This window comes from Sorangium sp. So ce448 (assembly GCF_051520915.1).
Lineage (GTDB): Bacteria > Myxococcota_A > Polyangia > Polyangiales > Polyangiaceae > Sorangium > Sorangium cellulosum_B.
Genome location: NZ_CP150343.1, coordinates 5784939 through 5807467 on the forward strand (window position 1 = coordinate 5784939; position 22529 = coordinate 5807467).

Here is a 22529-nt window from a genome sequence, read left to right on the forward strand (position 1 = left end):
CCTCGGTTCGCGCGAGTATCCGTAGACCTTCGCTCGAGCGTCAAGGGCGGGGCCACCCCGTCGGCGCTCCACCCGGCACGAGCGTCAGCGTGGAGGACCGTGGGCGACCCGCTACAGCTCGATCGCGTAGACGACGCTGCCGAGCGGCATGCGCTGCATGCGCTCCTCGATCACGCCGCGGAGCGCCCTCCAGGCGCCGGCCTTCTCGACGTACGTCTCCCGGAGGCGCAGCGCGCCGGCCTTGTCGCCGCGCGCCTTGATCCCGAGCACGGTCCTCGCGAGCGCCTCCGCCGCGGCGGGCAGCTTGTCCGACTGGATCGAGAAGCACCCCTTGTCCGCGCCGTTCGCCGCGGTCTCGCCGCGGTAGAAGCCGATGGCTCCTGCGTCGAGCAGGCTGCCGAGCTGGATCGCGGCGAGCTGGCCATAGGGACGCGCCTCGCCGCCTGCGGTGTACATCCCCTGCCCCGCTTGCCCGAGCGCCCAGATCACGTCCCTCACCTCGGACATGCGGGCGAGCGCCGGGTCGAGGACGCCCTTCTGCGCGAGCCAGCCGGTGAAGAAGAGCGCGCCGGTCTGGGCCTTGAGCTCCTCGAGCATCGAGGCGAGCGGCCCGCCGAAGATCTCGTCGTCGGTCTTGCCCTGCACCTTGTAGCCCTGCGCCGGGCCCAGGTTGTGGGACGCCTCGTGCAGCACCGTCCCGAGCGCGGCCACGGGGCCCTCGAGGGACACGCTCTCCATCGTGGTCTTGCAGAAGAGCGACGCGGCGGCCTCCCGGAGCGCGGCGCGGCTGTCGTCGTCCTGCAGGAGGTTCACCATGGCCACGGTGCGGCCGCGGCCCTCGGTCGCGACCGGCCCCCAGTTCGGCAGGCTCTGCCCCGACGTCCCGCCGGTCGCGGCGCGCGACTCGCCGGCGTTCAAGAGGATGTCGATGAAGTCGGGCAGGTGGAAAGCGACCTTGCGCGCCCTGTACGGCGCCCCCGCGAGGCTCGCGAAGGCCGCCTCCATGTCGGACTTCACCGGATCGAGCTTCTTCTGCCAGGTCAGCGACTCCTGGTTGATCCGCGCGAAGCTCACGTGGAAGCCCGCCTTGCGGCTGCACGGCTCCCAGTAGGTCTCGTCCGGCCCCACGCGCAGGTACCACGCCGAGTTCTCGGCGTTCATCTTCGCCCAGGGCTCGTCCGCGGCCTCCCAGCGGTTGTCGAGGAACGCCTGCGACGCCGCGAGCAGGTAGGCCTTGAAGGCGGCCTCGCTCGGGCTCTGGATCGCCTCGGCCGCCGCCTTGAGCTCCCGGCTCACCGCCTCCATCTCGGGCTTGTAGGCCTCGCTGTAAGGCACGGCCTTGAGGGCGCCGCGCTCCTCGACCACCACGGTGAAGGGAGAGAGGAGCGCCTTCTGATCCGGGCGCGCCTCGAGCGCGGCGCAGAACTTCTTGTCCTGCTGGAGGCGCGCCGGATAGACGCCGGTGACGCGGGGCGGCCTGCTCGGCAGCGCGCTGCAGCTCGGATCGTCGCGCGTCCTGGGTTGCTGGCACCAGGGCCCCTGGTTGCGCCAGAACAACGCCCGGCTGGCGGCGTCGTCGGCCGGGATCTTGTCGGCCATGCCGGCGGAGCCGAGCTGCTTCGCGTGGATCTGCTCGATGAGCTCGGCCACCTTGAGCAGGTGGCCGACGATGGCGCGATCCTCTGCCGGCGCGCCGCGGAAGTCGGACCGGAGGAGCGAGGGGCGGCCGGCCGCGAGCTCCGCGAGGACGGCATCGCGGCGGCGCACCTCGGCCTCGTCGAGGCCAGCGCGCAGGTGGCCCTCGGCCTTGACCTTGGTCATCGCGGCATACGCCGACGTGAACGCCGGGGTGAAGGCCCCCGAGGCGACCCAGGTCGGCGCCGGGGTGTGGCGCCAGAGGGCGGAGACCTCGTCGGGGTCGACGGCGCCCGAGCCGTTGCGATCGGCGATCCAGAACAGCGGGAGATCGAGCTCCACGGCGATGCGGTTGAGCTCGAGCCGGGGGATCTGATCGAAGCGCGGGGCCTGGGGCGCGGCCTGGGTGGGCGTGGGCGCAGGTGGCGCGGCCGGCGGCGGCTCGGCCGGCAGAGGGGGGTGCGGAGCCGAGCATGCGGCGCCCGCGGCGAGGGCGGCGAGCCCGGCGAGGGCGGCGAGCGGGGCGCGGCGGGACGGCGGGATCGGAAGGGAGATCTTCATGGCCGGAGCTCCGAGGGGTCTTTGACCTGCGAGGCGCGCGGGGCGGCCGGGAGGCCAGCGAGAGCGAGGAGGCGCGCCGCGAGAGCGCCCGGCACCCGGGTCGCGCCGCGAGAACGCCTCCCCGCGCGATCGGCCGCCGGACTGCCAGACGCGCAGGAGCGTAGATCAGTGGCGCCTGGAGAGGGGGTGTTTCTGCGCGCGGGTGGGAAGGAGCGTTGTCCGGCGGCGCGGGAGCAGGCTCATGCGGAGGGACGGACGCCTGCCGCCCTGGGCAGCCGCTGCCCGAACACGCCAGCCAGGAGCTCCCCTGCCCCGTAGTAACAGAGATAGCCGGCCAGCACGAACTTGAGAGGTACAGCCGACGCGGGCAAGAGCAGCAGGACGAGGCCGGCGAGCGTCGAGCCAGCGCCCACGGCGAAGAGCCACCTCGACTCCACCATTCCCTTGAGCACGATCGACGCCGCGACGCGCAGCGCGCCGGAGATGAACGCAAAGAACCCCACGAGGACCACGAACATCTCGACCATGGTACCGCGACGGAGCACGACGAGGCCCAGAAGGAGGCTCGCCACGCCGCGCACGCGGGAGAGGAGGCGTCGGATGGGCGGCTCCCGCAGCGCACCGACGAGCGACAGGGCGCCATCGACGAGCGCGTAGGCAGCGAAGGCCAGGACGAGCAGGCGCCACCCCGCGGACGAGCCCTGACCGACGGAGATCGTCAGCGCGCCGGCGCCCACGGAGAGCGCGAGGGCGCCTTGCGCGATGAGGATCCATCGGGAGCGCTCCGGGCGCGTCGGCTTCGGGAAGATCGTCCTCGCGGCGGCGAGGGCCGCGGCGACCGGGCTCTTCGCCGCCGGACGTCCGCGATCGGGCTTCGCGTCCGGGAGCACGAGGGGCATCCCGCGCTCGACGGCGCGACCGTCTTTCCACTCCAGATAGCGGACATGTCCGTCCGGAGAGATGCGAAGGAACGAGTTGAGAGGCCCGGCCCATGAACCGCTGTTGAAATACCAGTCACCGATGGAGCCTGCCTTGTGGGTGTGCCCGAGGACAGCCACGTCGTATGCGCCCGTGTCGAGCTCCGCGCGGACCCCGACCACGTGCTCGCCGAGCCGGTCCGGGTTCTGCGCCGGCGTCAATGCCCCGCGGGGGGACGGATCCCGCTCGGTCGCGCGCTGGCTCATCGTCGCCAGGGTGCGCTTCCAGATCGTCAGTATCGAGTCGCCGAACTTCTCGAGGACGTCCTCCACGCTCTCGCCGCCCTTGAGGAGAGGAGAGCCGTTCTCGTCCTCGGCGACGCCGGCCAGGATGGAGAACATGCGGCCGAAGCCAGGCTCGTCCCCGGCGTTGAACGGATCGGTCTCGTGCCCGTGGCAGAAGCGGAACCGCTTGCCGCCGAGCTCCCGGGTGAACGGCGCGCACATGCACGCGAAGAAGGGGTGATTGAGGAGGTCCGTCTCGATGAAGTGCACGAGATCGACGTCATGGTTGCCGGGCACGTAGACGAGCCTCAGCGCGGCGAGCTGGTCGAGGAGCGCTCGCCGCTTCACGAACAGGAGGCTGAGGTTCATCTGCCAGAGCTCGAAGAGGTCGCCGAGGATGAAGAGCTCGCCTCCTTCGCTGCCCACGTGGTCGAGGAATGCACGCAGCTGCGACGTCTTCTTGCCTGCCTCGAAGTTGTCGCGCGCGCCGCCGTCACCGATGTGCAGATCGCTGATGACGAAGATATCCCTGGCTGCGACATCCACCATTGCCCTGCTCCAGGGTCGAGCGATCCCGCCATGAGAGGCGGCCGCGTCCCCCACCCCGCGTGCGTCGCAAGCCGCGTGCCGTGACGGTTCGCAGGCGGGCGAGCGCCGGTCGAGCGGACGGCTCGGCCGGCAGCGGCTCGCCCGCCGGCTCGCCGCCGCTCGCCGCCGCTCGCCGCGCGAGCGCCCCCGGGCTGTCACTCGCAGAGGGCGGTATCGACGAGGCCGAGGACGTCCATGTACGCCTGCTCGGCGCCCTCTTCGCCGAACACGAAGTACGGGAGAACCGTGATCGCCACGGTGACGACGCGGCCGTCCTCGGTGACGCCGCCGCGGGTGTGGTAGCCGGGGATGTCACCGCCGTGGCCCCATACGAGTCCGCCGCAGCTCAGCGGGGTGCTGACCACGCCGAGCCCGTACCGGGCGCCGGGCCACATGGTGGGGGCGTCGACCGTGGTGCGGAGCTCCTCGAGCTGCGCCGGCTCGACGAGCTCGCCGCCGAAGAGGGCGGTGTAGAAACGGTTGAGGTCGCTCGGGGTCGCGATCACCTGGCCGGCGGCCCATCCCCATCCCGGGTCGAGCTCGGTGATGTCTTGCAGCGGCTCGCCGGGCACGTCCGTGTGGTAGCCCTTTGGATGGCACCCGCGGATGCCCTGCTCGCCGACGCCGGGGAGGTAGGTGTTGCGCAGCCCGATGCGCTCGATGATCCGGCGCGTGATCTCCTCGTTCAGAGGGCGGCCGGTGACCTTCTCGATGATCATGCCGGCAAGGACGTAGTTGGTGTTGCTGTACGCCCATTCGCTGCCGGGGGCCTTCCCCGGCTGCGCCAGCGCCATGTCGAGCAGCGCGTGGGGATCGACGTAGGTGTGCTGGATCTTGAAGACGCCCTCGGCCAGGAGCACATCGTCGTAGTCAGGCAGCCCGCTCGTGTGCTGCAGCAGCTGCCGCACGGTGATCTCGCGGCCGTCGATGCCGTCGCCGCGCACGAGGCCCGGAAGGTAGGTCTCGATCGGCGCGTCGAGGTCGACATCGCCCTCGCCGACGAGCTGCAGGACGACCACGGCGGTGAAGGTCTTGCTGCTGCTGCCGATGCGCAGTCGCCCGTCGACAGGCACCTTCGCCTCGGTCTCCAGGTCGCCGACACCTGAGGTGTAGTGACGGGTCTGCCCGTCGCGATCACCGACGGCGACAAGGACGGCGGGGAACTTGAGGTCGCTCACCAGACGATCGGCGCCTTGCTGCACCGGGTCGTCGGGATCGGTGTTGGCGCCGCTCGTGGAACCCTCGGTGCACTCGCCCGACGGGTCGCCCCCGCCGCCGGCGTCTTGACCACCGCTGCCGGCGTCCTGCCCGCCGCTGGCGTCCTGACCGCCGCTGCCGGCGTCCTGCCCGCCGCTGGCGTCCTGACCGCCGCTGCCGGCGTCCTGCCCGCCGCTGGCGTCCTGACCGCCGCTGCCGGCGTCTCCGCCCACGCCGGCACCGCCGCCCGTGTTCTCCAGCGTCCCACCGGCGTCGGAGCAGCCCGCGAGCAGGGCCGAGGACCCGAGCAGCGCCGAGACGAGGACCATCGAGACGACGTTTCGCAAGCTCATCGCTGCTGCGCTGGCAGCCCGGGTTCTGGGAGAAGTCAGATGACGGTGCAGAGATCTCATGATCAGCTCCTGGTCGCGTGCGGGCGCCCTCGGTTCACCACCGCGAGCCGGCGGCTTGCGCCGCCGGGCATCGCCGCGTTCATCGGAGAGCGCCTCTCGTTTTCGTAACGCTGTTCCCGGACTCGTGAGGTTCGTTCATGCCTCCTACGAGTCTGTCGTAAGAACTCATCCTCCGGATCGTGCCGACGCGGCGGTCGTGACCACCGGCGCGGGGGCGCGCCCGGGGCTCACTCGCACAGCGCGGCGTCGGAGAGCGCGAGGACGTTGGCGTACGCGGCGTAGGCCTCCTCGCGGGTGTGGACGCTCGGCACGGCCGAGGGGAGCGCCGTGACGGCGACGGTGACGGCGCGGCCGTCCTCGGTGACGCCGCCGCTGGTCTCGTAGCCGAAGATGTCGCCGCCGTGGCCCCAGAGGACGCCGCCGCAGCGCAGCGGGCTGCTGCTCAGGCCGAGCCCGTACCGGTAGCCGGGCCACATGCTGGAAGCGTCGACGGTCGCGCGCATCTCCTCGAGCTGCGCCGCGTCGAGGAGCTCGCCGCCGAGCAAGGCGGAGAAGAAGCGGTTCACGTCGCCCGGCGTGGAGACGATGTTTCCGGCGGCCCCCGCCTGGGACGGGTCGAGCTCGGTGACGTCGCGCAGCGGCTCACCGAGCGCCGCGTGATAGCCCTTCGGGTGGCACCCCCGGATGCCCTGCTCGCCGACGTCGGGGATATACGTGTTGCGCAGCCCGATGCGATCGATGACCCGCCGGGTGATCTCCTCGGCCAGAGGGCGACCGGTGACCTTCTCGACGATCAAGCCGGCGACGATGTAGTTGGTGTTGCTGTACGCCCATTCGGTGCCAGGGGCCTTCCCCGGCTGCGTCAGCGCCAGGTCGAGCAGGGCGCGGGGCTGGAAGTAGGTGTGCAGGACCTCGAAGACGTCGTCGCCCAGGGCCAGCCCGACGTAATCGGGCAGGCCGCTCGTGTGCTGCAGCAGCTGCCGCACCGTGATCTCGCGGCCGTCGATGCCGTCGCCGCGGACGAGATCCGGCAGGTACGTCTCGATCGGCGCGTCGAGGTCGATCTGGCCCTCGCCGACGAGCTGCAGGACGACCACCGCGGTGAAGGGCTTGCTGTTGCTGCCGATGCGCACCTGCCCGTCGACAGGCACGCTCGCCTTGGTATCCAGGTCACCGACACCGGCGGTGTAGTGACGGGTCTGCCCGTCGCGATCGCGGACCGCGACCAGGACGGCGGGGAACTTGTCGTCGCGCACCAGGCGGTCCGCGCCTTGCTGCACAACGTCGTCGGGATCGGTGTTGGCGTGGAGGGTGGGATCGCCGGTGCACTCGCCTGACGGGCTTCCTCCGCCTCCGCCGCTGCCGGCGCCTTCGCCACCACCGCCGCTCTCGTCTCCACCTGCACCGCTCTCGGCGCCACTGCCGCCCGCGCCGCTCGCGGCGTCCGTCGTCGCCGGCGCCCCGCTGCCGTCGGAGCAGCCCGCGAGCAGGGCTGAAGACCCGAGCAGCGCCGAGACGAGGACCGTCGAGAGCACGCCTCGCAGGCGCATGGATGCTGCGCGGGCGATCGACGTTCTCGGGGAAGCGAAGCGATGGTGTGGAAAGTTCATGATCGGCTCCTGGTCGTGTGCCGGCTCCGTCGAATCATCGTCGCGGACCGGCGGCTCACGCCCCCGGGCATCGCCACGTTGCTCGAAGAGCGCCGCTCGATTTCGGAGCTCTGTTCCCGGCCTCGTGAGGTTCGTTCACGTCCGGAGACGAAATTTCTCTTCAGGATGCCGTCGATGGCGGGTGATGGACGTTGGAACGCCCTCCACGCCATGGCGCATCACCACGGCAGGTTCCCCATCGACCTCGCCGCTGCGCACGGACGGGTGGTCTTCTTCCGCCACGCTGGCCGCGGCGCGCTCAACTCCCGTTCGTGAGGGGGGCTGTCTGGACCGTTGGTGTTCCGCGCCGCGCCGCACGCGCGCTTTCGGGCGGGCGCGGCGCGGTAGGCTACGCGCCGCTTACGGTGACGCCGCGACGGCGGATTGCGCGACGGCGCCGTGGTTGCCGTCCTCGCCCGCGTCCTCGCCGCCGCCCGCTTCTGCCTCGACCTCTTCGCTCACGTCGTCGACAGCGGTGCTCGACACGCGCGACAGGAGCTTCGGGATCACCTCCTCGAACGCGTCGCCGTGGAAGTAGTACCCGATCTTCCGGAGGTCGGCGTAGCGACGGACCAGGAGGGTCCAGAGCCGGTCGCGCATCGTCTCGGCCTCGCCGCGCTGCTTTGCCACGGGCCGGCGGGCCCCCTCGGGGGTGAGGGTGTCGAGCAGCCACTCGCTCGCTTCCCGCAGCTGCTCGAACTCCTCCTGGCTGAAAGGGTGCTTTCCGAGGAGCGCGACCGCGTGCTCCTCGTAGAGATGAGCCAGCGCCATTCCGTCGCTGGCGAGATCGTACTTGCCGCTGCCGGCCCGGATCTCCGCCACGACGTCCTTCGGCAGGAGCCCCCGCTTGGCCAGGGTCTCGGCGAGCGTGAGCATCGGCTCGCGCAGCTCGATCACGACCTTCAGCTTGGCCTCGATCTCACCGGAGCTGGCCGGCTTCGCGGTGACGCGCGTGGCGGCGAAGACCAGGGCCCGGCCAAGGTCCGGCAGCGCGAGCACGTCGTCGAGCGGCAGCTCGGGCAGCGCTCGCCGGATCCGCGCAGGCTCCGCGCAGGCGGCCTGGACGCCGCGCTTCACATTGGCGAAGGCGATCCGCACATCCGCCCGACAGACCTCGACGTCGCGGTCCGGGAGCGCCATGGCCTGCGGGGCAAAGCGCTTGTAACAGGCGTGGTAGGTTGTCTTTGCCGTGGGAGTCGCCGTGGGCGCCTTCCCGGTGTGTGCTTGTTGGGTCTTGGCTTTGGCCATCTTGGGAACCTACGTCCAGGCGAGCGCGACGGTAGGTCACAGCGCCGCCGGATGTGTGCTCGGAGGAGCGCAGGATCTCGATGCAAGGGGGATGGGGCTGCGAGGAGAGGCGCAACCCGTGGCCGCGGACCCCGGGGCGGGTGTGGATGGGGTCACGTAGTGTCATTTCGCAGGCCGATCTGTAAACAGTTGGACACACGTAGTGTCATTTCGCAGACCGATCTGTAAACGGCGGGACACACGTAGTGTCACGCGGCAGGCCCTGCGGCCTACCATCGGACATGCGTAGCGTCGGCCGGTACGAGGCTGCTGAGGCGGAATCGTCCGTGTCGCCTCCGCTGGCGCGCCGTCCGGCATCCGAGATGAGCAGCGGGTGGCGCTACGGCGCAGGGAGCCGGCGCAGCGCGAGCCGGCGCAGGTGAGCGCGGAGAGCTGGCGAGGGCGGGACGGCGTGGGCGTCGAGGCCGGCGAAGGCGGCGCGCTGGAGGCGGCAGGCGGAGCAGACCGCGAGGTGCGCGGCGACGGCGGCCGGTGGGGGCGAGCCGAGGGCCTGGGTCGCCTGGGCGCCGAGCAGCGGCTCGGTGCAGGCGGGCGGCGCCGGATAGGGAGACGTGGTCATGACGGCCCCTCCTCGGCGAGCGCGTCGCGCAGCTTGCGGAGGGCGCGGTGGCGGAGCACGCGCACGTGGTCCGGGGTGATGCCGAGAGCGCCTGCGATCTCGGGGCCGCTGTGGCCATCGATGTCCATGCAGACGACCTCCTGCTCGAGCGGGTTGCAGGCGCGCTCCAGGAGGAGGGCGAGCCTCTCCGCGGCTTCTCGCCGGAGCAGCTCGGTGAGGCCGCCCTCGTCGAGGGAGGGCTCGTCGTCGCCTGTCGGGCCGGCGGCTGCCTCGCGCGAGCGGGCGGCGAGGAGGTGCACCGCCTTGTTGCGCAAGGTGACAAAGAGGAAGCCGCGGACGTTCACGGACTCGTGGGCGAGCACGGTCTCTGCCTTCCGAAAGAGGACGAGGAAGGCTTCCTGCACGGCGTCGGCGGCGTCGGCGGGCTGGAGCCGCAGCTGTCGTCGCGCGCAGCCGTTGAGCAGCTCGGCGTGGCGATCGAAGAGGGCGTCGAAGGCCGCGGCGTCGCCCCGGACGAAGGCGGCGAGCAGGGCCTCGTCGCTGTCGGCGAGGCTCGGCGGACGGCCGCGCAGGTCGCCGGAGGGCGCCCAGCCCGAGGCGCGCAGGCGCCCGAAGAGGCGCGCGCGGATCGGGGCGAGATCGGTCACGTCGGGAGGAGCCGAGAGCATGGCGGCGCGAGAGAGGAAGTCGGCGAGGGGCACGGGTGGGGTGGAAGGAGGTTAGCCTGGCTGGTCCTGCATCCGGGCGCTGAACTGCTGCAGGATGGGGTGGCCCGGTACCTGCTCGGCGAGGATCTGCAGGGCGTGTCGGAGGAGATCGCGGGCCTCATCCTCCCGACCGAGGCGGAAAAGCACTTTGGCGAGCGCCACCTCGGTCTCGGCCGAGTGGAACTGGTCGAGCGTACCAAAGCACTTATTCTCGATCGCCAGGACGCGGCGATAGTGCCCCGCTGCTTGCTCGATCTCTCCCTCCGCCTCCAGCACGCCGCCTAGCGCGTGCAGCGACGTGGCCACGGAGGGGTGGTCCTCCGTACGGTGCAGTTTGAACTTGATCGCCAGCGAGCACTCCAGCGCCTTTCGCGCTCCCTCAAGGTCGCCCTGCGCCCTCAGCACGCCACCCAGCGCGTACAGCGACGCGGCCACATCGAGGTGCTCCTCGGTGCCGTGCACCTTGGCCAGGATCGCCAGTGAGCGCTCCAGCAGGTTTCGCCCTCTCTCAAGCTCGCCCTGCGCCGTCAGCACGCCGCCCAGCGCTTGCAGTGACGCGGCCACATCGGGATGCTCCTCGGTGCCGTACACTTGAGCCTTGATCTCCAGCGAGAGATCCAGCGCCTTTCGCGCTCCCTCAAGGTCGCCCTGCAACATCAGCACGCAGCCCAGCTCGTGCAGCGACGCGGCCACAAAGCGGTGCTCCTCCGTGCCGTACACCTTGAGCTTGATCGCCAGCGAGCGCACAAGTGCGTCTCGCGCTCCCTCAAGGTCGCCCTGCGCCCTCAGCACGCAGCCTAGCTCGTGCAGCGACGCGGCCACCTCGGGGTGCTCCTCCGTGCCATGCACCTCGGCCAGAATCACCCGGGAGCGCTCGAGCGCCTTTCGCGCTCCCTCAAGGTCGCCCTGCGCCCTCAGCACGCCACCCAGCGCTTGCAGCGATGTGGCCACGGAGGGGTGCTCCTCCGTGCCGTGCACCTCGGCCAGAATCACCCGGGAGCGCTCGAGCGCCTTTCGCGCTCCCTCAAGGTCGCCCTGCGCCCTCAGCACGCCACCCAGCGCTTGCAGCGACGCGGCCACGGAGGGGTGCTCCTCCGTGCCGTGCATCTTGGTATCGATCGCCAGCGAGCGCTCCAGCGCCTTTCGCGCTCCTCCAAGATCGCCCTGCGCCATCAGCACGCCGCCCAGCGAGTTCAGCGACGCTGCTACCTCAGGGTGCTCCTCCGTGCCGTTCATCTTGACCAGGATCGCCCGCGAACGCTCCAGCGCCTTTCGCGCTCCCTCAAGGTCGCCCTGCGCCCTCAGCACGGCGCCCAACGAGTGCAGCGACGCGGCCACCTCGACATGATCCTCCGTGCCGTGCGCGCCTACGAGTAGCGCATGGGCTTGCCGGATGCGCTCCACGGCGCGAGCCGGAGCCCGCCCCGACATGAACTCGGCGTAGCCGAGCCACTGATGCCCGAACGGCGACTCCGGCAGCCCCTTCACATGGCGCTCGGCCAGCCGCAGGTTGTGGCTGTAGAGACCCGCACGGTGGAGCGCTGCGTCGATGCGGCGCGCGAGGCGCTCCGCGCGCGCGACATGCCCGCCCCGCAGCGCATGCTCCCACGCCGCCTCGGCACGCTCGATCCACACCGCGCCAGACGTCGCCTTCCCGGCCAGCGCCTCCCAGGCCTCGGCCGCCGCTTCGTGCCACCGTGCCGCGTCGGCCACATCGAACCGCGGCTCGACGAGCGGGCTCACCCGGTACGCCCGCGCACCGTCGAGCTCACCCACCTCCAGCAGCCCCCAGCTCGCCAGCACGTCCAGGTCGCGGTCGAGATCGACAGCGAGCCCCTCGGCGAGCGCCGCGAAGGCTTCCCTCGGTACCGCGGCGTCGAAGACGCGCGCCCGCTTCACGAACGCGAGCGCCGGCTCACCGAAGGCCGCGCGGGCCTGCTCGTAGGCCATGGTGCGCAAGAACAACCGCGCGAGCCTGGCGTGCTCCTCCTCGCTCGCCTCGTCGCCCGGCGCCCAGACCGGGAGCGCCTCCGACGCGCTGGCAGCGACGGCGGCGAGCTCCTCGTCACGCAGACCCGCGAGCAACGCGCGCGCCCACGTGAGGACACGCGCGTTGCGACCCAGCCGCTCGGCAAGGTCGTGCCAGCTCTTGAGCGAGACGTTCGCGAGCTCGTTCGACGCCTGCCCGCGCATCCAGAGCTTTCTCACGGCCGCGCCGTCGAGCACACCGAGCGGCACGAAGGCGAGCGCCCGGGCGTTCGCCCCCGGGACCAGGAACTCGGCCGTCGACGTGATCAAGAGCTTCGGCTTGCCGAGGGTGCAGGCGGGCAGGAGCGCCTCGAGCAGCGCGGCCGCCTCGGGCTCGACGAGTCCGGGGCCGCCCGTGCTCCGCTCGACGTTCTGCTCGAAGTCATCGAGCACGATGACCACACGCCGTGCGCGCCAGTGATCCATCAGGCGTCGCACGCGCTGAAACACGCGCTCCTCGGCGCGAGCGAGGATCGCCTCGGCGTTCTGATCCGCGCCGCCAGCCTTGACGGCCTGATCGAACGCCTCGAGCACACCGCGCTCGTCGATCGCGCCGTGCAGGACCACCACGACGAGCTCCGGCGTGTGCTGCTTGGCGCGCTCGATCGTCCGGCCCACAGCGCACGACTTGCCCACGCCCTTCATCCCGAAGACGCACGCGCCAGCCACGTCGCGCGTCCTGCCCTGCTGCACGTCTTGCCCCCGCTGGAGGACGCGGAGCAGCTGCTGCACGAGGCGCCGCCGGCCCACGAAGCCCGTCTTGAGCACGCGCATGCGGCTGCCCAGGAACCTGTAGATCTCATCGCGATCGACGAGCTCGCTGAGCGGCTCGGCGTCATCGTCGACGCGGAATCCAGCCGCCGATCCGCTGACGAGGTGCAGCGTCGCCGAGCCATGGGACGGCGCGGACGCGCGCTCCTCGGCGCGCCGCATCCGCTCCCGCGCCATGTGCGCCGCCTCGACCGGGATCTTGCCGGTGCCGAGCTGCTCGTACACGGCCGACGCCGCCAGCGTGGCGATATCGTCGCGGACCGGACGCGTCCAGCCGAGGACGTTGGGCACGCCCGCGGCCACGAGCTCCGCCGCGAAGCTCGCGACCGATCCGCGGACCTCGGCGCTGTGGCAACACGACACCATCACGAGCTCCGGCATGACCTTCGCCCGCTCCAGCACGTCGATGAGCTCCACCGGCGAGACGAGGCGCTTGCCGCCGAACGCGTCCTCCATGACGAGCTGCGGTCCGTCGGGCGTCAGCACCCCGTGGCCGCTCAGGTGCACGACGTCGAAGGGCCCGACGAGCAGCGCGGCGTGGAGATCCTCCAGCGTGCCCTCCTCGACGACGCGAAGGCGGGCGCGGCGGCGCTCGGCCAAGGGCGCGATCGCGGCGAGCAGCTCCTCTTCTTCCCGCTCGAAATCGAGCTCGGGCCGCGCGTCGTGCGGAGAGAACGCCATGAACAGGATGCGCAGGCCGCCGCTGTCCAGCACGCGCGGCGCCGCGAGGTCCTGGGGCCCGAGCTGCAGCACGACCGTGAGCGGCGGCGCGCCACGGCGGCGCGTCTCCGCGACGGGCAGGAGCTCCCACCGCATCCACGTTGCCGGGTGCGAGCGCAGCGCGCGGCGGTCGTCGCTCCGGGCGCGTACGACGAGGTCGAGCCGGCGGCGCCGGGCCTCCGCCGTCGCGATGCGCTGCGCGAGGGCGCGCTCGGGGCCGTCGAGCAGCTCGAAGAGGGCGGCGCTCAGCGCGCCGCGGGTGCTGTCGATCGCGGCGCTCTGCCCCGCGCTCTCCGCGACGTTCACCGCGTCGGCCAGGCGCTGGAGGCGCGCGATCTCGTCGCGGCGGAGGACCTTGTTGCCGGCGCCAGGCGCCTCGGTCCAGCTCAGGATCACGTCGCCCCCCGGATCCAGCCGGAGGTCGACCATCGCGGGCAGCGGCGCAGCCATGTGAGGCATCGTACGTGGCGAGGTTCGGAGGGCCAAGGGCGCGGGCATGAGGGTCCTTTCGTCGGGTCCACCGGCTCATCCCGCGAGGAGGCCCGGGCGTTACAGCCACCCGCACGTTTCTGGATCGAGCGCCGTGGCTCCCCGCTCCAGGACGCGGGCTGCCCTCCGGCCGGCCCCGCGCCCGCTGCGGGGGTACGGTCCTCGACGCCGCCCGCGACCGCGGCCCGCCGCGCGACGCCGTTCAGCGCAGGCCGCTCACCCAGCCGATCGAGGGGAGCCCATCACCGGTACCGGCGTCACCCCTCCACCTCCGGCGCGGCCTGGGCCAGCGGATCGCGGTACACCTCGTCGACCGACAGAGCGCACCCGATCGTCTCCAGGCGCGCGCCCTCTCCCGCGTGGGCCTCCCGGAGCGTCCACGAGCCGTCGTCGTTGCGGTGGAACACCTCGATGCGCTGCTCGCGCTGCGACACGAGCACGTACTCCCGGAGCGAGGGAATGCGCCGGTAGTGGGCGAACTTCTGCCCACGGTCGTAGGCCTCCGAGCTCTCGGAGAGGACCTCGACCAGGACGATCGGGTTGAGCGCTGCGTCTTCGTCCTCGAGGTCGCGCTCGAGCCTCCCGCAGACGACGCTGACGTCGGGGTAGGTGGAGAGCCCGGTCGCCTGCACGCGGACGCGCAGATGGGAGGAGTAGACCGCGCAGGGCCGCCCGCGGAGGTGGGCCCAGAGCTCGGCGCCGACGCTCGCGCACCGGCGCGCATGCTCCGGCGTTCCGCCTGCCATGGCGAATATCTCACCGTTCAGGAACTCGTGCTTCGTCGGGCTCGCCCGCTCCTGCGCGAGATACTCGGCGTAGGTCCAGACGATCCTGCGCGCCGGCTCGTTCATGGTGCAGCCGAGTATGCCACGCGGGCTCCTCCAGGAGAAAACGGCGCCCGTGCCCCTCGTCTGGCCGGTGGGTCGTCACGGAGGCCCCCGCCAGCTCACTTCGGCTTCGTGGCCCGCAGCGCCGACTGCCGCGCATCCTGCTCCCGATACGCCTCGATCACCACGCAGCCACCGTGCAGCCCGCCGCCGCCGCTGCCGACGCGCGGTCCTGGGGCTGCAGGCCGGCGCTGCTCCGGTCGGAGGCGGCGCCGCTCCAGCCAGCTCGATCCCAGTCGATGAGCGCGTTCAGTCCTCTGGGAATGCCTGGGCAACGCTGAGCCTTCGAGCGCAGCCAGGAGGCGTCCACCGGCGCATTGCCCAGCGTGTGAGGCGCGCGCCGCTGTGTTAGGCTGTTGCCGTGCTTGGCATGCCCGGTGCTAGAATCGAGCGGCCTACTTACGCTCTAGAGACCCTCTACGAGCACCAGGATCACGACTTCGTGATCGACACGATCCCGCACGTGATCGCCTGGTTGCCCTGCCGCGACGATCCGCCGCCCCCGCAGCCGTTCGTGTTCCAGATGGACGTCGCCCGCCCGAGCGGCGCAGAGCCCAGATCCATGGAGGTCGCGCTCGTCTGGAATATGGAAGCCCTGGAGAGACACGACGCCGATCTGCGCGCGAAGGTCGCGCGGTTACGCTCCGGCCGCACCGTCGATCGCGAGCGCGTCACGGAGAACGCGGCCTATGGGCTCGCGCTCGTCGCCATCTCGGCGCTGATGCCAGGGAGGCGAGTGATCACGATGTGCCGAGACGAGGCGCCGGACTTTGTGCTCGATGCGACCCCAGGGGCGCTCCGTGGCGTCGAGGTCGCGGGGCGGTCGTCAGGCGGCCTTTCGGCGCTCCGTGCGGTCCGGCTGGAGAAGGGCCCCCGGCTGATTGCCAGAAAAGACATCGCCGAGGCCCACCTCTCTCTCTGGTGCGCAGATCCACGGGTCAGTGAGCTGTACCAGGTGAAGCCATGAACATGCACGACGAGTATCTCGCCTCGCTGGCCTCCGGGGGAAAGCGGAAGCTCAGGGCCAATTCGCTGTTGGCCTACGGAGACGAGGAGAGCCGCTTCGAGGCAGCCGTGTTGTTTCACGAGGCAGCCGACATCGAAGCACGCGCGCTCTCGCTCCTGGAGGATGTCGCGCCGGAGACCCGTCTCAGAGCAGCGGTCGAACGGTGCGCGTGCCTGGTCATGGGCTTCGATGTCGTGGAGGCAGCGCGAGCCTTCCGCGCGGTGGAAGAGGCCAGCGCGGCCGTGCCGCAGGAGGTCGCAGACGCGCACCGGGATCGGCTCGACCGTCTGTACTTCGCCGCGCGGCAGGATCTCACGGAGCTCCTGAAGCGTGCGCCCGTTCTGGTCTCGTCCCGGTTCCGGTGGGAGGAGATCGCCGAACCCGACCGGCCGCGCGCGCGCGCCGAGATCGAGACGCTCCTCCAGCGCTTCCCCGGCGAGTCGACGTTTCATCTCATCGATGCCATGGCAGCGCTCGACGAGCGCCGTATCGACGATCTCGGCCGGGCCTTGCGCCGGGCACTCAGGCTGTGTCCGGACAACCCGGTTCTTCGGGCTCACATGCTCCTCGTGACCGCCCTGTCCATCGCTCACCCCGGCTCCGCGATGGCGCGCGAGGAGGCCGAGGCCGAGCTGGAGAAGACCTACCAGGACCTGAACCGAGAGCCGACGGATGGCGTCGTCTACCTGGGCTTCATGACGGCGTCCCTTGCTGCGTTCCTGGCCGCATTCTATGCAGGTGAGGACGCCAGCGTACACGGCGAGCGGGCTCGCTGGGCTGCGGATATCGGAGCGCACCGGCCTTCGGTCGTCTCCTGGGAGGTCCGCAACCACATCGAGGGGATGAAGCAGATCGTCAAGCTCCTGACGACAGAGCCGCAGATGATGAGCGCCTTCATCGAGGACTCTCTCCGCGAAGTCCTTCGGGACAGCCACATCGTCCAGGATCCTGGCGGAGGCCCGCCGAAGCCGAAGGCCGCCAGCCTGATCGGAGGCGTCATCTCGGCGGCCTCGCGGTGGCTGACGCCGAGCGCAGAGCTCGCAGCGCTGTCGGAGCTCGCGCTCGCGGCGTAGCCCTGAAATGAGCGAGGGCGAAACTCAGCGCTCGCCCTCGCTCATTTCAGGGCCAGTCTTGTTTCCTCTGGGCTCCGCCCCACACGCGAGCCCCTCCTCGGGACCGCGCAGCTGACCTCCGCCGCATAGCCCAGCACCCGAAACGCCATCGCGACTGTCCTTTCGCCATGGCGATCCCCTCGGCCCTATCATCCTCAGCGCCATGCCCACGATCCAGAGCACCGCCGAGATCGACGCCGCCTGCGACGAGCTCTTCGCGCTGTCCCAGGACTACGATCTCCGGCTCCAGTGGGACCCGTTCCTCCGCGAGATGCGCTACAGCGACGGCGCGACCGAGCCCGCCGTCGGCGTGCGGGTGTGGGTGCGGGCGAAGAACGGGCTGTCCATGGAGGCCCGTTACATCACCCTGAACCCGCCGGAGCAGGTGGCCATCACCATGGTCGATGGGCCACGGATCTTCCGCCAGTTCTCTGGCGCATGGCTCTTCAAGGCGCTGTCGCCGCGGCGGACCCGCGTCACCTTCCGCTACAACTTCACCGCGCGCCCGCAGGCCCTCGCCCCGGTGCTGGAGCCGGTGATGGCGGCCGTGCTGAAGCGCGACATCGAGCAGCGCCTCGCCGGGCTCAAGCAGAGTGCCGAGACGACGGACATCCTGCTGCGGCTGCCGCCGCGCGCCCGGCCCTCACCCGCCTAGCCGCGCGAGCGCCTCCCGCGACGCTTCGGCCCCGGGGTGGCGCAGGCGCGCCCGCAGCGCCGCCGCCTCGGCGAGCAGCTCCCGCCCTCGGGCGCGCTCCTCGCCGCGCGCCGCCGCCGCGCGCGCCACGCCCGCCCAGTGCAGCGCGTCCGCCCGCGCCCATGCGTCCTCCCCCGCCCACGCCACCGACGAGTCGGCGAGCGCCGTTGCCGACGCCGTCGCCCCCGCGCCGCGGGCCAGCGCGCACCGCGCGGCGACGACCGCGAGCCGGGCGCGGAACGGGCCGAACCCGCACGCCTCGGCGACATGCAGCCCCTCCAGCGCCTGCCGCGCGCCGTCGTCGAGCCGGCCAGCGGCGAGCGCGATCCACGCCGCGAGCTCGTGGCACCGCAGCGCGACCTCCACCTCGCCCGTCGCGGCAGCCCAGCGGCGCGCCTCGACGAGGTGCGCCTCGGCCGACGCGACGTCGCCGCCGCCGCCGCCGCCTCCGTCCAGCAGCGCGAGGCCGAGCAGCGTGTGGCCGTGCGCGACGTGCCCCTCCCAGCCCCTCCGCCTGCACTCGGCGATGTTCCGCTCCGTGGCCTCGCGCGCCTCGTCGCGGCGCCCGAGCGCGAGCGCGTGCTCCGCCTCCCAGAGCGCGCGGCGCGCCACCGGCGCGTCGCCCAGCGCCCGCAGGCGCGCGAAGCGCTCGGCCGCCGCGTCGACCTCGCCGAGGTCGTGAAGCACCGCGGCGAGCAGCGCCAGCGCGCGCACGGCGTGGACCTGGTCCGCGGCGCGACGGGCGCCCCCCGCGGCGCCGCCGGCGATCTCGGCCGACCGCTCGAGCAGGCGGCGCGCGCCGGTCAGGTCGCCCCGCAGCCGCTCGGTGTACGCGAGCGTGCGCAGCCCGGTCGCGATCGGGGCCGGGTCGGCGAGCGCCCCGGCGATCTCGTTGTGCGCCTCGTAGCAGGCGCAGGCGAACGCGAGATCCCCGAGCGCGCCCGCGTAGAGCCCCGCGTCGTACGCGAGCGACGCGCGCACCCGCGCGGGCAGCGAGGCCGGCATGCCGCGGGGGTCGTCGCCGCCGGCGAACGCGCGCAGGATGCGGGCGCCGCGGGCCATGTCGCCGAGCTTGAGCCCGAGGTGCGCGAAGCCGCCGAGGGCGAGCGCGTAGATGTCGTACGCCTCGCCCGCCCGCCCGGCGCCGAGCAGCTCGCCGAGGATGGCCTCGAACGCGTCGACGGCCTCGCGTTCCCGCGGCGGCCGGCGTGGCGCCTCGTCGAGGCGCGGCGGCGGCGCGGCGCTCCCCGCGGCGTGGACGCGCTCCGGCGGCACGCCGAGCAGCGACTTGAAGTGCTGCCGCACGAAGGGGTGCGTCGAGTAGCAACGCTCGCCCGGGCGCGCCGCGAACACGAGCCCCAGCCGCTCCAGCCGGGCGAGCCCGCGCGCGAGCTCCGCGGCGCCCCACCCCGCCATGGCGCCGGCGATCTCGCCGCCGGCCCGGATCAGCTGGAGCAGCGCCTCCTCGCCCGCGCCGCCGGGGAACACCGAGAGGCGCGCGAGCAGGTCCCGCTCGCCCGGCGGCAGCGCGCGCGCATAGGCCGACAGCACCGAGCTCAGGCGGCGGGCGAGGACATCGTCCTGCTCGGCCTCGGCGAGGTGCGCCGCCTGCGCCGCGGAGAGGCGGCCCGCGTCGCCGCCGAGGAACGCGCCCACGTAGGAGCCGAGGACGGCGACCGAGAGCGCGTGGCCGCCCGTCGCCTCGAACAGCGCGCCGAGGGCACCGTCGTCGCCGCGGATGCCCCAGCGGCGCAGGAGCGACGCGGCGTCGCCCTCGCAGAGCGGCTCGGGCCGGATCGTCGCGAGCCCGCCCTCGGCCCAGGCGGACAGATCCGCGAGCTCGAAGCGCGACGTGACGAGCGCCCGCGCGCCGCCGAGCCCGGACGCGATCGCGCAGAGCAGCCGCCGGAGGAGCGCGTCGTGGAGCTCGCCGTGCGCGCGCCCTGCGCCCCCCTCGGCCTGCACGGTCTCGATCCCGTCGAGCACGAGCAGGTGCGGCGGCCCCTGGCCCAGCGCCTCCTTCAGCCGCGCGAGCTGCTCTCCGGGCGCCGCCTGAGGCCGCGGCGCCGCCGGGCCCGAGGCGCCCGCGCCCGGCGCGAAGTAGGCCGCCGCCTGGTCGAGGAACGCCTCGGTCCTGGGGTCGTCGTAGAAGCTCCAGACGAGCACTCCGCCGGGCCGCGGGGCGTCGCCGAGCCCCTGGAGGAAGCGCTCGGCGATCGCGGTCTTGCCCGCCCCGCCGACGCCGAGGAGCGCGATCACCCGGGGGGACGGCGGCGAGCCGTCGGCCCACGCGGCGAGCCGATCGACGATCTCGGCGCGCCCGACGAAGTGCCGCGCTCGCTGGAGCGTGTGCGCGTGCAGCGGGCGCCACGCCGGGGCGGCTCCCTGCGACGGCGCGGGCGCGCCCGCCGGCGCCTTCTCCCCTGCCTCCTCGTCGAGCGCCCTCTCCTCCCCCGCGAGCGCCCTCTCCGCCCCCGCGAGCGCCCTCCCCGCCTCGTCGGGCGCCTCCGCGGCCTGGCTCGCTGCACCCGCTTCCTCTGCGGCGGGATCCGCCGCCGGCGCGGCCTCGGCCTCGACGACGAGCAGCTCCGCCTCGGCGAGGCCGAGCTCGGCGCCGAGCCGCTCGATGATGCGCCGCCGGGACGGGCTCCGGACCGAGAAGCCGAGCCGCGGATCGTTGACGGCGCCCGACTCGTAGCGGCGGTAGGTCCGCACGTCGACGCCGATCGACGCGGCGACCTGCTCCTGCGTCAGGTCGAGATCGAGCCGCGCCCGCTGGAGGAGCGTGTGGTTGAAGCGGACCGCGGGCTCCGCGCTGCGGCCCGCCCTGGAGACCCGTGCCATCGGTGCGAGCGCTCGATCATCGGCGATGCGGCGCTCTCCTGTCCACCGCGCTGCCCGGTCCTGCCCGGTCCTGCCCGGGTCCCGCCCTTCCGGATCCGGTCCGCCCGGACCCACGCTTCCCGCATGAGCACCCTGCACGCCGAACGGACCGCCAAGTGCACCGACTACACCGACGATCTCCGCATCTTCACGGTGACGAACGTCCTGTCGCCCGAGGAGTGCGAGGGCTTCATCGCGCTCGCCGAGGCGCGAGGCTTCGAGCAGGCGCCGATCGGGGGCGGCGAGGTGATCAACCTCGACGTGCGCAGGAACGGCCGCGTCATGATCGACGATCCGGACCTCGCCGCGAGCCTCTGGGAGCGGCTCGCGCCCTGGATGCCGCCGAGCTTCGGCCTCCACCGCGCCGTCGGGCTGAACGAGCGCTTCCGCTACTATCGCTACACCAAGGGCGAATATTTCAACTGGCACGGCGACGGCTCGTTCGTGCGATCCGACGGCGAGCGGAGCCTGTTCACCGCGATGGTCTACCTGAACGACGACTTCGAGGGCGGCACGACCGATTTCTGGGGCGGCCGGAGCATCGCCCCGCGGCGCGGGATGGCGCTCCTGTTCGAGCACCGCCGGCTCCACCGCGGCGCCGCCGTGACACGGGGGAGCAAGTACGTCCTCCGCAGCGACGTGATGTACCGGCGCGGGTGATGCCCGCGCCGCGCGTGCGCCGGCGCTCGGCGCCTCAGCGCGGCGCCGGGGTCGCGCCGGCGCCGAGCGCCTCGGCGAGGCGCGGCAGCACCTCGCCGGCGCGGGCCTCGATCTTCAGCGCGCCGAGCTCCTCGCCGCGCGCGGAGCCGAGGTTGATCATGGCGATCGGGATGCCTCGCTGCGCGGCGCGCAGCACGAAGCGGTAGCCCGAGAAGACCGCCAGCGACGAGCCGACGACGAGGAGCGCGTCCGCCGCGTCCACGAGCGCGAACGCCGCGTCGACGATCGGCCGGGCCACGTTCTCGCCGAAGAAGACGACGCGCGGCTTGAGCGGCCCCTCGCAGCGGAGGCACGGCGGCGCATGGAAGCCCGCCACCTGCTCGGCGGGCAGGTCGGCGTCGCCGTCGGGGGCGACGTCGGCCGCGAGGCGCAGCCAGCCGGGGTTCTGCGCGAGGAGCCGCTCCTGGAGGACGGCGCGCCGCTCCATCGCGCCGCACGCGAGGCAGGCGACCTCGGAGAGCGTCCCGTGCAGCTCGATGACGCGGCGGCTGCCCGCGGCCTGGTGGAGGCCGTCGACGTTCTGCGTGATGAGGCCATCGAGCTGCCCCGCCTGCTCCAGCCGCGCGAGGGCGCGGTGGGCGGGGTTCGGCTCGGCCCTGGAGAACCGCTCCCAGCCGATCACGGCGCGCGCCCAGTAGCGCTGCCGGATCTCGGCCGAGCGGCAGAACTCCCGCCCCTGGATCGGGTTCCGCGCGCGGCGCCGCGTCTCGGGCCCTCGATAATCGGGGATTCCGGACTCGGTGCTGCACCCCGCGCCCGTCAGCGCCACGATCCGCTTGCCGCGCAGGAGCGCGACGAGGTCGTCGAGCGGATCGGCCGGACGCGCTTCGCTGAGCGGCATAGGCCCGGGTTGTGGCCCGTCGCTGCGCGCACCGCCAGCGTCGACCACGCGACCACGCATGCAACCGAGCAACGGAGCTCCCCCCACAACATCTCGCTTGACCGGCTCACTGCACCACCATATGTAGTGCCCGTGTTGGTGCCTCGGGCTTCGGCCCGGGGCTCAAAAGGGAACCCGGTGTGAATCCGGGGCTGCCCCGCAGCGGTAAGCGAGAACGATCTCCACGACGCGCACTGGCCCCCGGGCTGGGAAGCGGTGGACCGTAGGAATCCGGCGAGAGCCGGAGCGCTCGTGAGCCCGAAGACCTGCCAACATCCTGCGCTGGGGAGACATCCGGCGCCGGTTTGACCTGGAAGCCTCGAGGGAGGCGGGTAGGTCCGAGCTGGCGCAGACTCTCGCGCTTGTCCCGGTTCCGACCCCCTCCCGCGCTGTCTTCCTTTCGCCCGCGGGGGCGAGCGGTCGGTCCGAGGGCTCCTCAAAAGAGCCTGGCGCACCCGTGCGCATCGGCTGGCCTCTTCGCTCTCGCGGCATCGACGCGAGCGGTCCGGGACCGCTCGGA

Annotated in this window: 16 protein-coding genes and 1 riboswitch; of the genes, 4 read left to right on the forward strand and 12 right to left on the reverse strand. The window is 72.4% G+C overall.

Translation table 11 applies throughout. The features are described 5' to 3' along the window. Positions 1-111 precede the first annotated feature (111 nt). The 10 genes from WMF45_RS21820 to WMF45_RS21865 all read right to left on the reverse strand — a co-directional run bounded on the left by WMF45_RS21820 (position 112) and on the right by WMF45_RS21865 (position 15278). The gene (locus tag WMF45_RS21820; protein ID WP_437718784.1) at positions 112-2196 is read right to left on the reverse strand and encodes a hypothetical protein; all 2085 of its coding nucleotides are present in this window, start codon (positions 2194-2196) and stop codon (positions 112-114) included. A 239-nt stretch (positions 2197-2435) separates the two neighbouring features. After that, positions 2436-3947: a metallophosphoesterase gene (locus tag WMF45_RS21825; protein WP_437718785.1), complete on the reverse strand. Its 1512-nt coding sequence runs from the start codon at positions 3945-3947 to the stop codon at positions 2436-2438. A gap of 194 nt (positions 3948-4141) precedes the next feature. Then, the gene (locus tag WMF45_RS21830; RefSeq protein WP_437718786.1) at positions 4142-5596 is read right to left on the reverse strand and encodes a serine hydrolase domain-containing protein; all 1455 of its coding nucleotides are present in this window, start codon (positions 5594-5596) and stop codon (positions 4142-4144) included. 227 nt (positions 5597-5823) lie between these two features. After that, on the reverse strand, positions 5824-7206 hold the full coding sequence (locus WMF45_RS21835; protein WP_437718787.1) for a serine hydrolase domain-containing protein: 1383 nt from the start codon (positions 7204-7206) through the stop codon (positions 5824-5826). 399 nt (positions 7207-7605) lie between these two features. Next, entirely contained in the window at positions 7606-8493 is an 888-nt protein-coding gene (locus WMF45_RS21840) for a hypothetical protein (RefSeq protein WP_437718788.1), read from the reverse strand. 379 nt (positions 8494-8872) lie between these two features. Next, entirely contained in the window at positions 8873-9112 is a 240-nt protein-coding gene (locus tag WMF45_RS21845) for a hypothetical protein (RefSeq protein WP_437718789.1), read from the reverse strand. Continuing rightward, entirely contained in the window at positions 9109-9813 is a 705-nt protein-coding gene (locus tag WMF45_RS21850; RefSeq protein ID WP_437718790.1) for an RNA polymerase sigma factor, read from the reverse strand. Before WMF45_RS21850 ends, WMF45_RS21845 begins: the two co-directional genes overlap by 4 nt. 18 nt (positions 9814-9831) lie before the next feature. Next, positions 9832-13788, reverse strand: coding sequence for a tetratricopeptide repeat protein (locus WMF45_RS21855; RefSeq protein WP_437718791.1), 3957 nt, complete (start codon positions 13786-13788; stop codon positions 9832-9834). Positions 13789-14084: 296 nt separating this feature from the next. Beyond that, positions 14085-14678: a Uma2 family endonuclease gene (locus tag WMF45_RS21860; protein WP_437718792.1), complete on the reverse strand. Its 594-nt coding sequence runs from the start codon at positions 14676-14678 to the stop codon at positions 14085-14087. Between the two features lie 468 nt (positions 14679-15146). Then, entirely contained in the window at positions 15147-15278 is a 132-nt protein-coding gene (locus WMF45_RS21865) for a hypothetical protein (RefSeq protein ID WP_437718793.1), read from the reverse strand. Here WMF45_RS21865 and WMF45_RS21870 point away from each other — a divergent pair. The 3 genes from WMF45_RS21870 (at position 15277) to WMF45_RS21880 (ending at position 17487) form a co-directional block, all read left to right on the forward strand. Next, the gene (locus tag WMF45_RS21870) at positions 15277-15681 is read left to right on the forward strand and encodes a hypothetical protein (protein WP_437718794.1); all 405 of its coding nucleotides are present in this window, start codon (positions 15277-15279) and stop codon (positions 15679-15681) included. The two genes, WMF45_RS21865 and WMF45_RS21870, sit on opposite strands and share 2 nt — an antisense overlap. Then, positions 15678-16793, forward strand: a complete 1116-nt coding sequence (locus WMF45_RS21875; protein ID WP_437718795.1) for a hypothetical protein — start codon at positions 15678-15680, stop codon at positions 16791-16793. The genes WMF45_RS21870 and WMF45_RS21875 overlap by 4 nt, the downstream gene beginning before the upstream one ends. A gap of 202 nt (positions 16794-16995) precedes the next feature. Beyond that, positions 16996-17487: a type II toxin-antitoxin system RatA family toxin gene (locus WMF45_RS21880; RefSeq protein ID WP_437718796.1), complete on the forward strand. Its 492-nt coding sequence runs from the start codon at positions 16996-16998 to the stop codon at positions 17485-17487. On the opposite strand, the gene WMF45_RS21885 is transcribed toward WMF45_RS21880, so the two are convergent. Continuing rightward, positions 17476-20370 (reverse strand): helix-turn-helix domain-containing protein, encoded by a 2895-nt coding sequence (locus tag WMF45_RS21885; protein ID WP_437718797.1) that lies wholly within the window; start codon positions 20368-20370, stop codon positions 17476-17478. The genes WMF45_RS21880 and WMF45_RS21885 overlap by 12 nt on opposite strands. Before the next feature lie 123 nt (positions 20371-20493). On the opposite strand from WMF45_RS21885, the gene WMF45_RS21890 reads away from it, so the two are divergent. Then, positions 20494-21069, forward strand: coding sequence for a prolyl hydroxylase family protein (locus tag WMF45_RS21890; protein WP_437718798.1), 576 nt, complete (start codon positions 20494-20496; stop codon positions 21067-21069). A gap of 34 nt (positions 21070-21103) precedes the next feature. Here WMF45_RS21890 and WMF45_RS21895 read toward each other — a convergent pair whose 3' ends face one another. Next, the gene (locus WMF45_RS21895; RefSeq protein WP_437718799.1) at positions 21104-21970 is read right to left on the reverse strand and encodes an NAD-dependent protein deacetylase; all 867 of its coding nucleotides are present in this window, start codon (positions 21968-21970) and stop codon (positions 21104-21106) included. 119 nt (positions 21971-22089) lie between these two features. After that, positions 22090-22297, forward strand: a riboswitch (cobalamin riboswitch). Positions 22298-22529 lie beyond the last annotated feature (232 nt).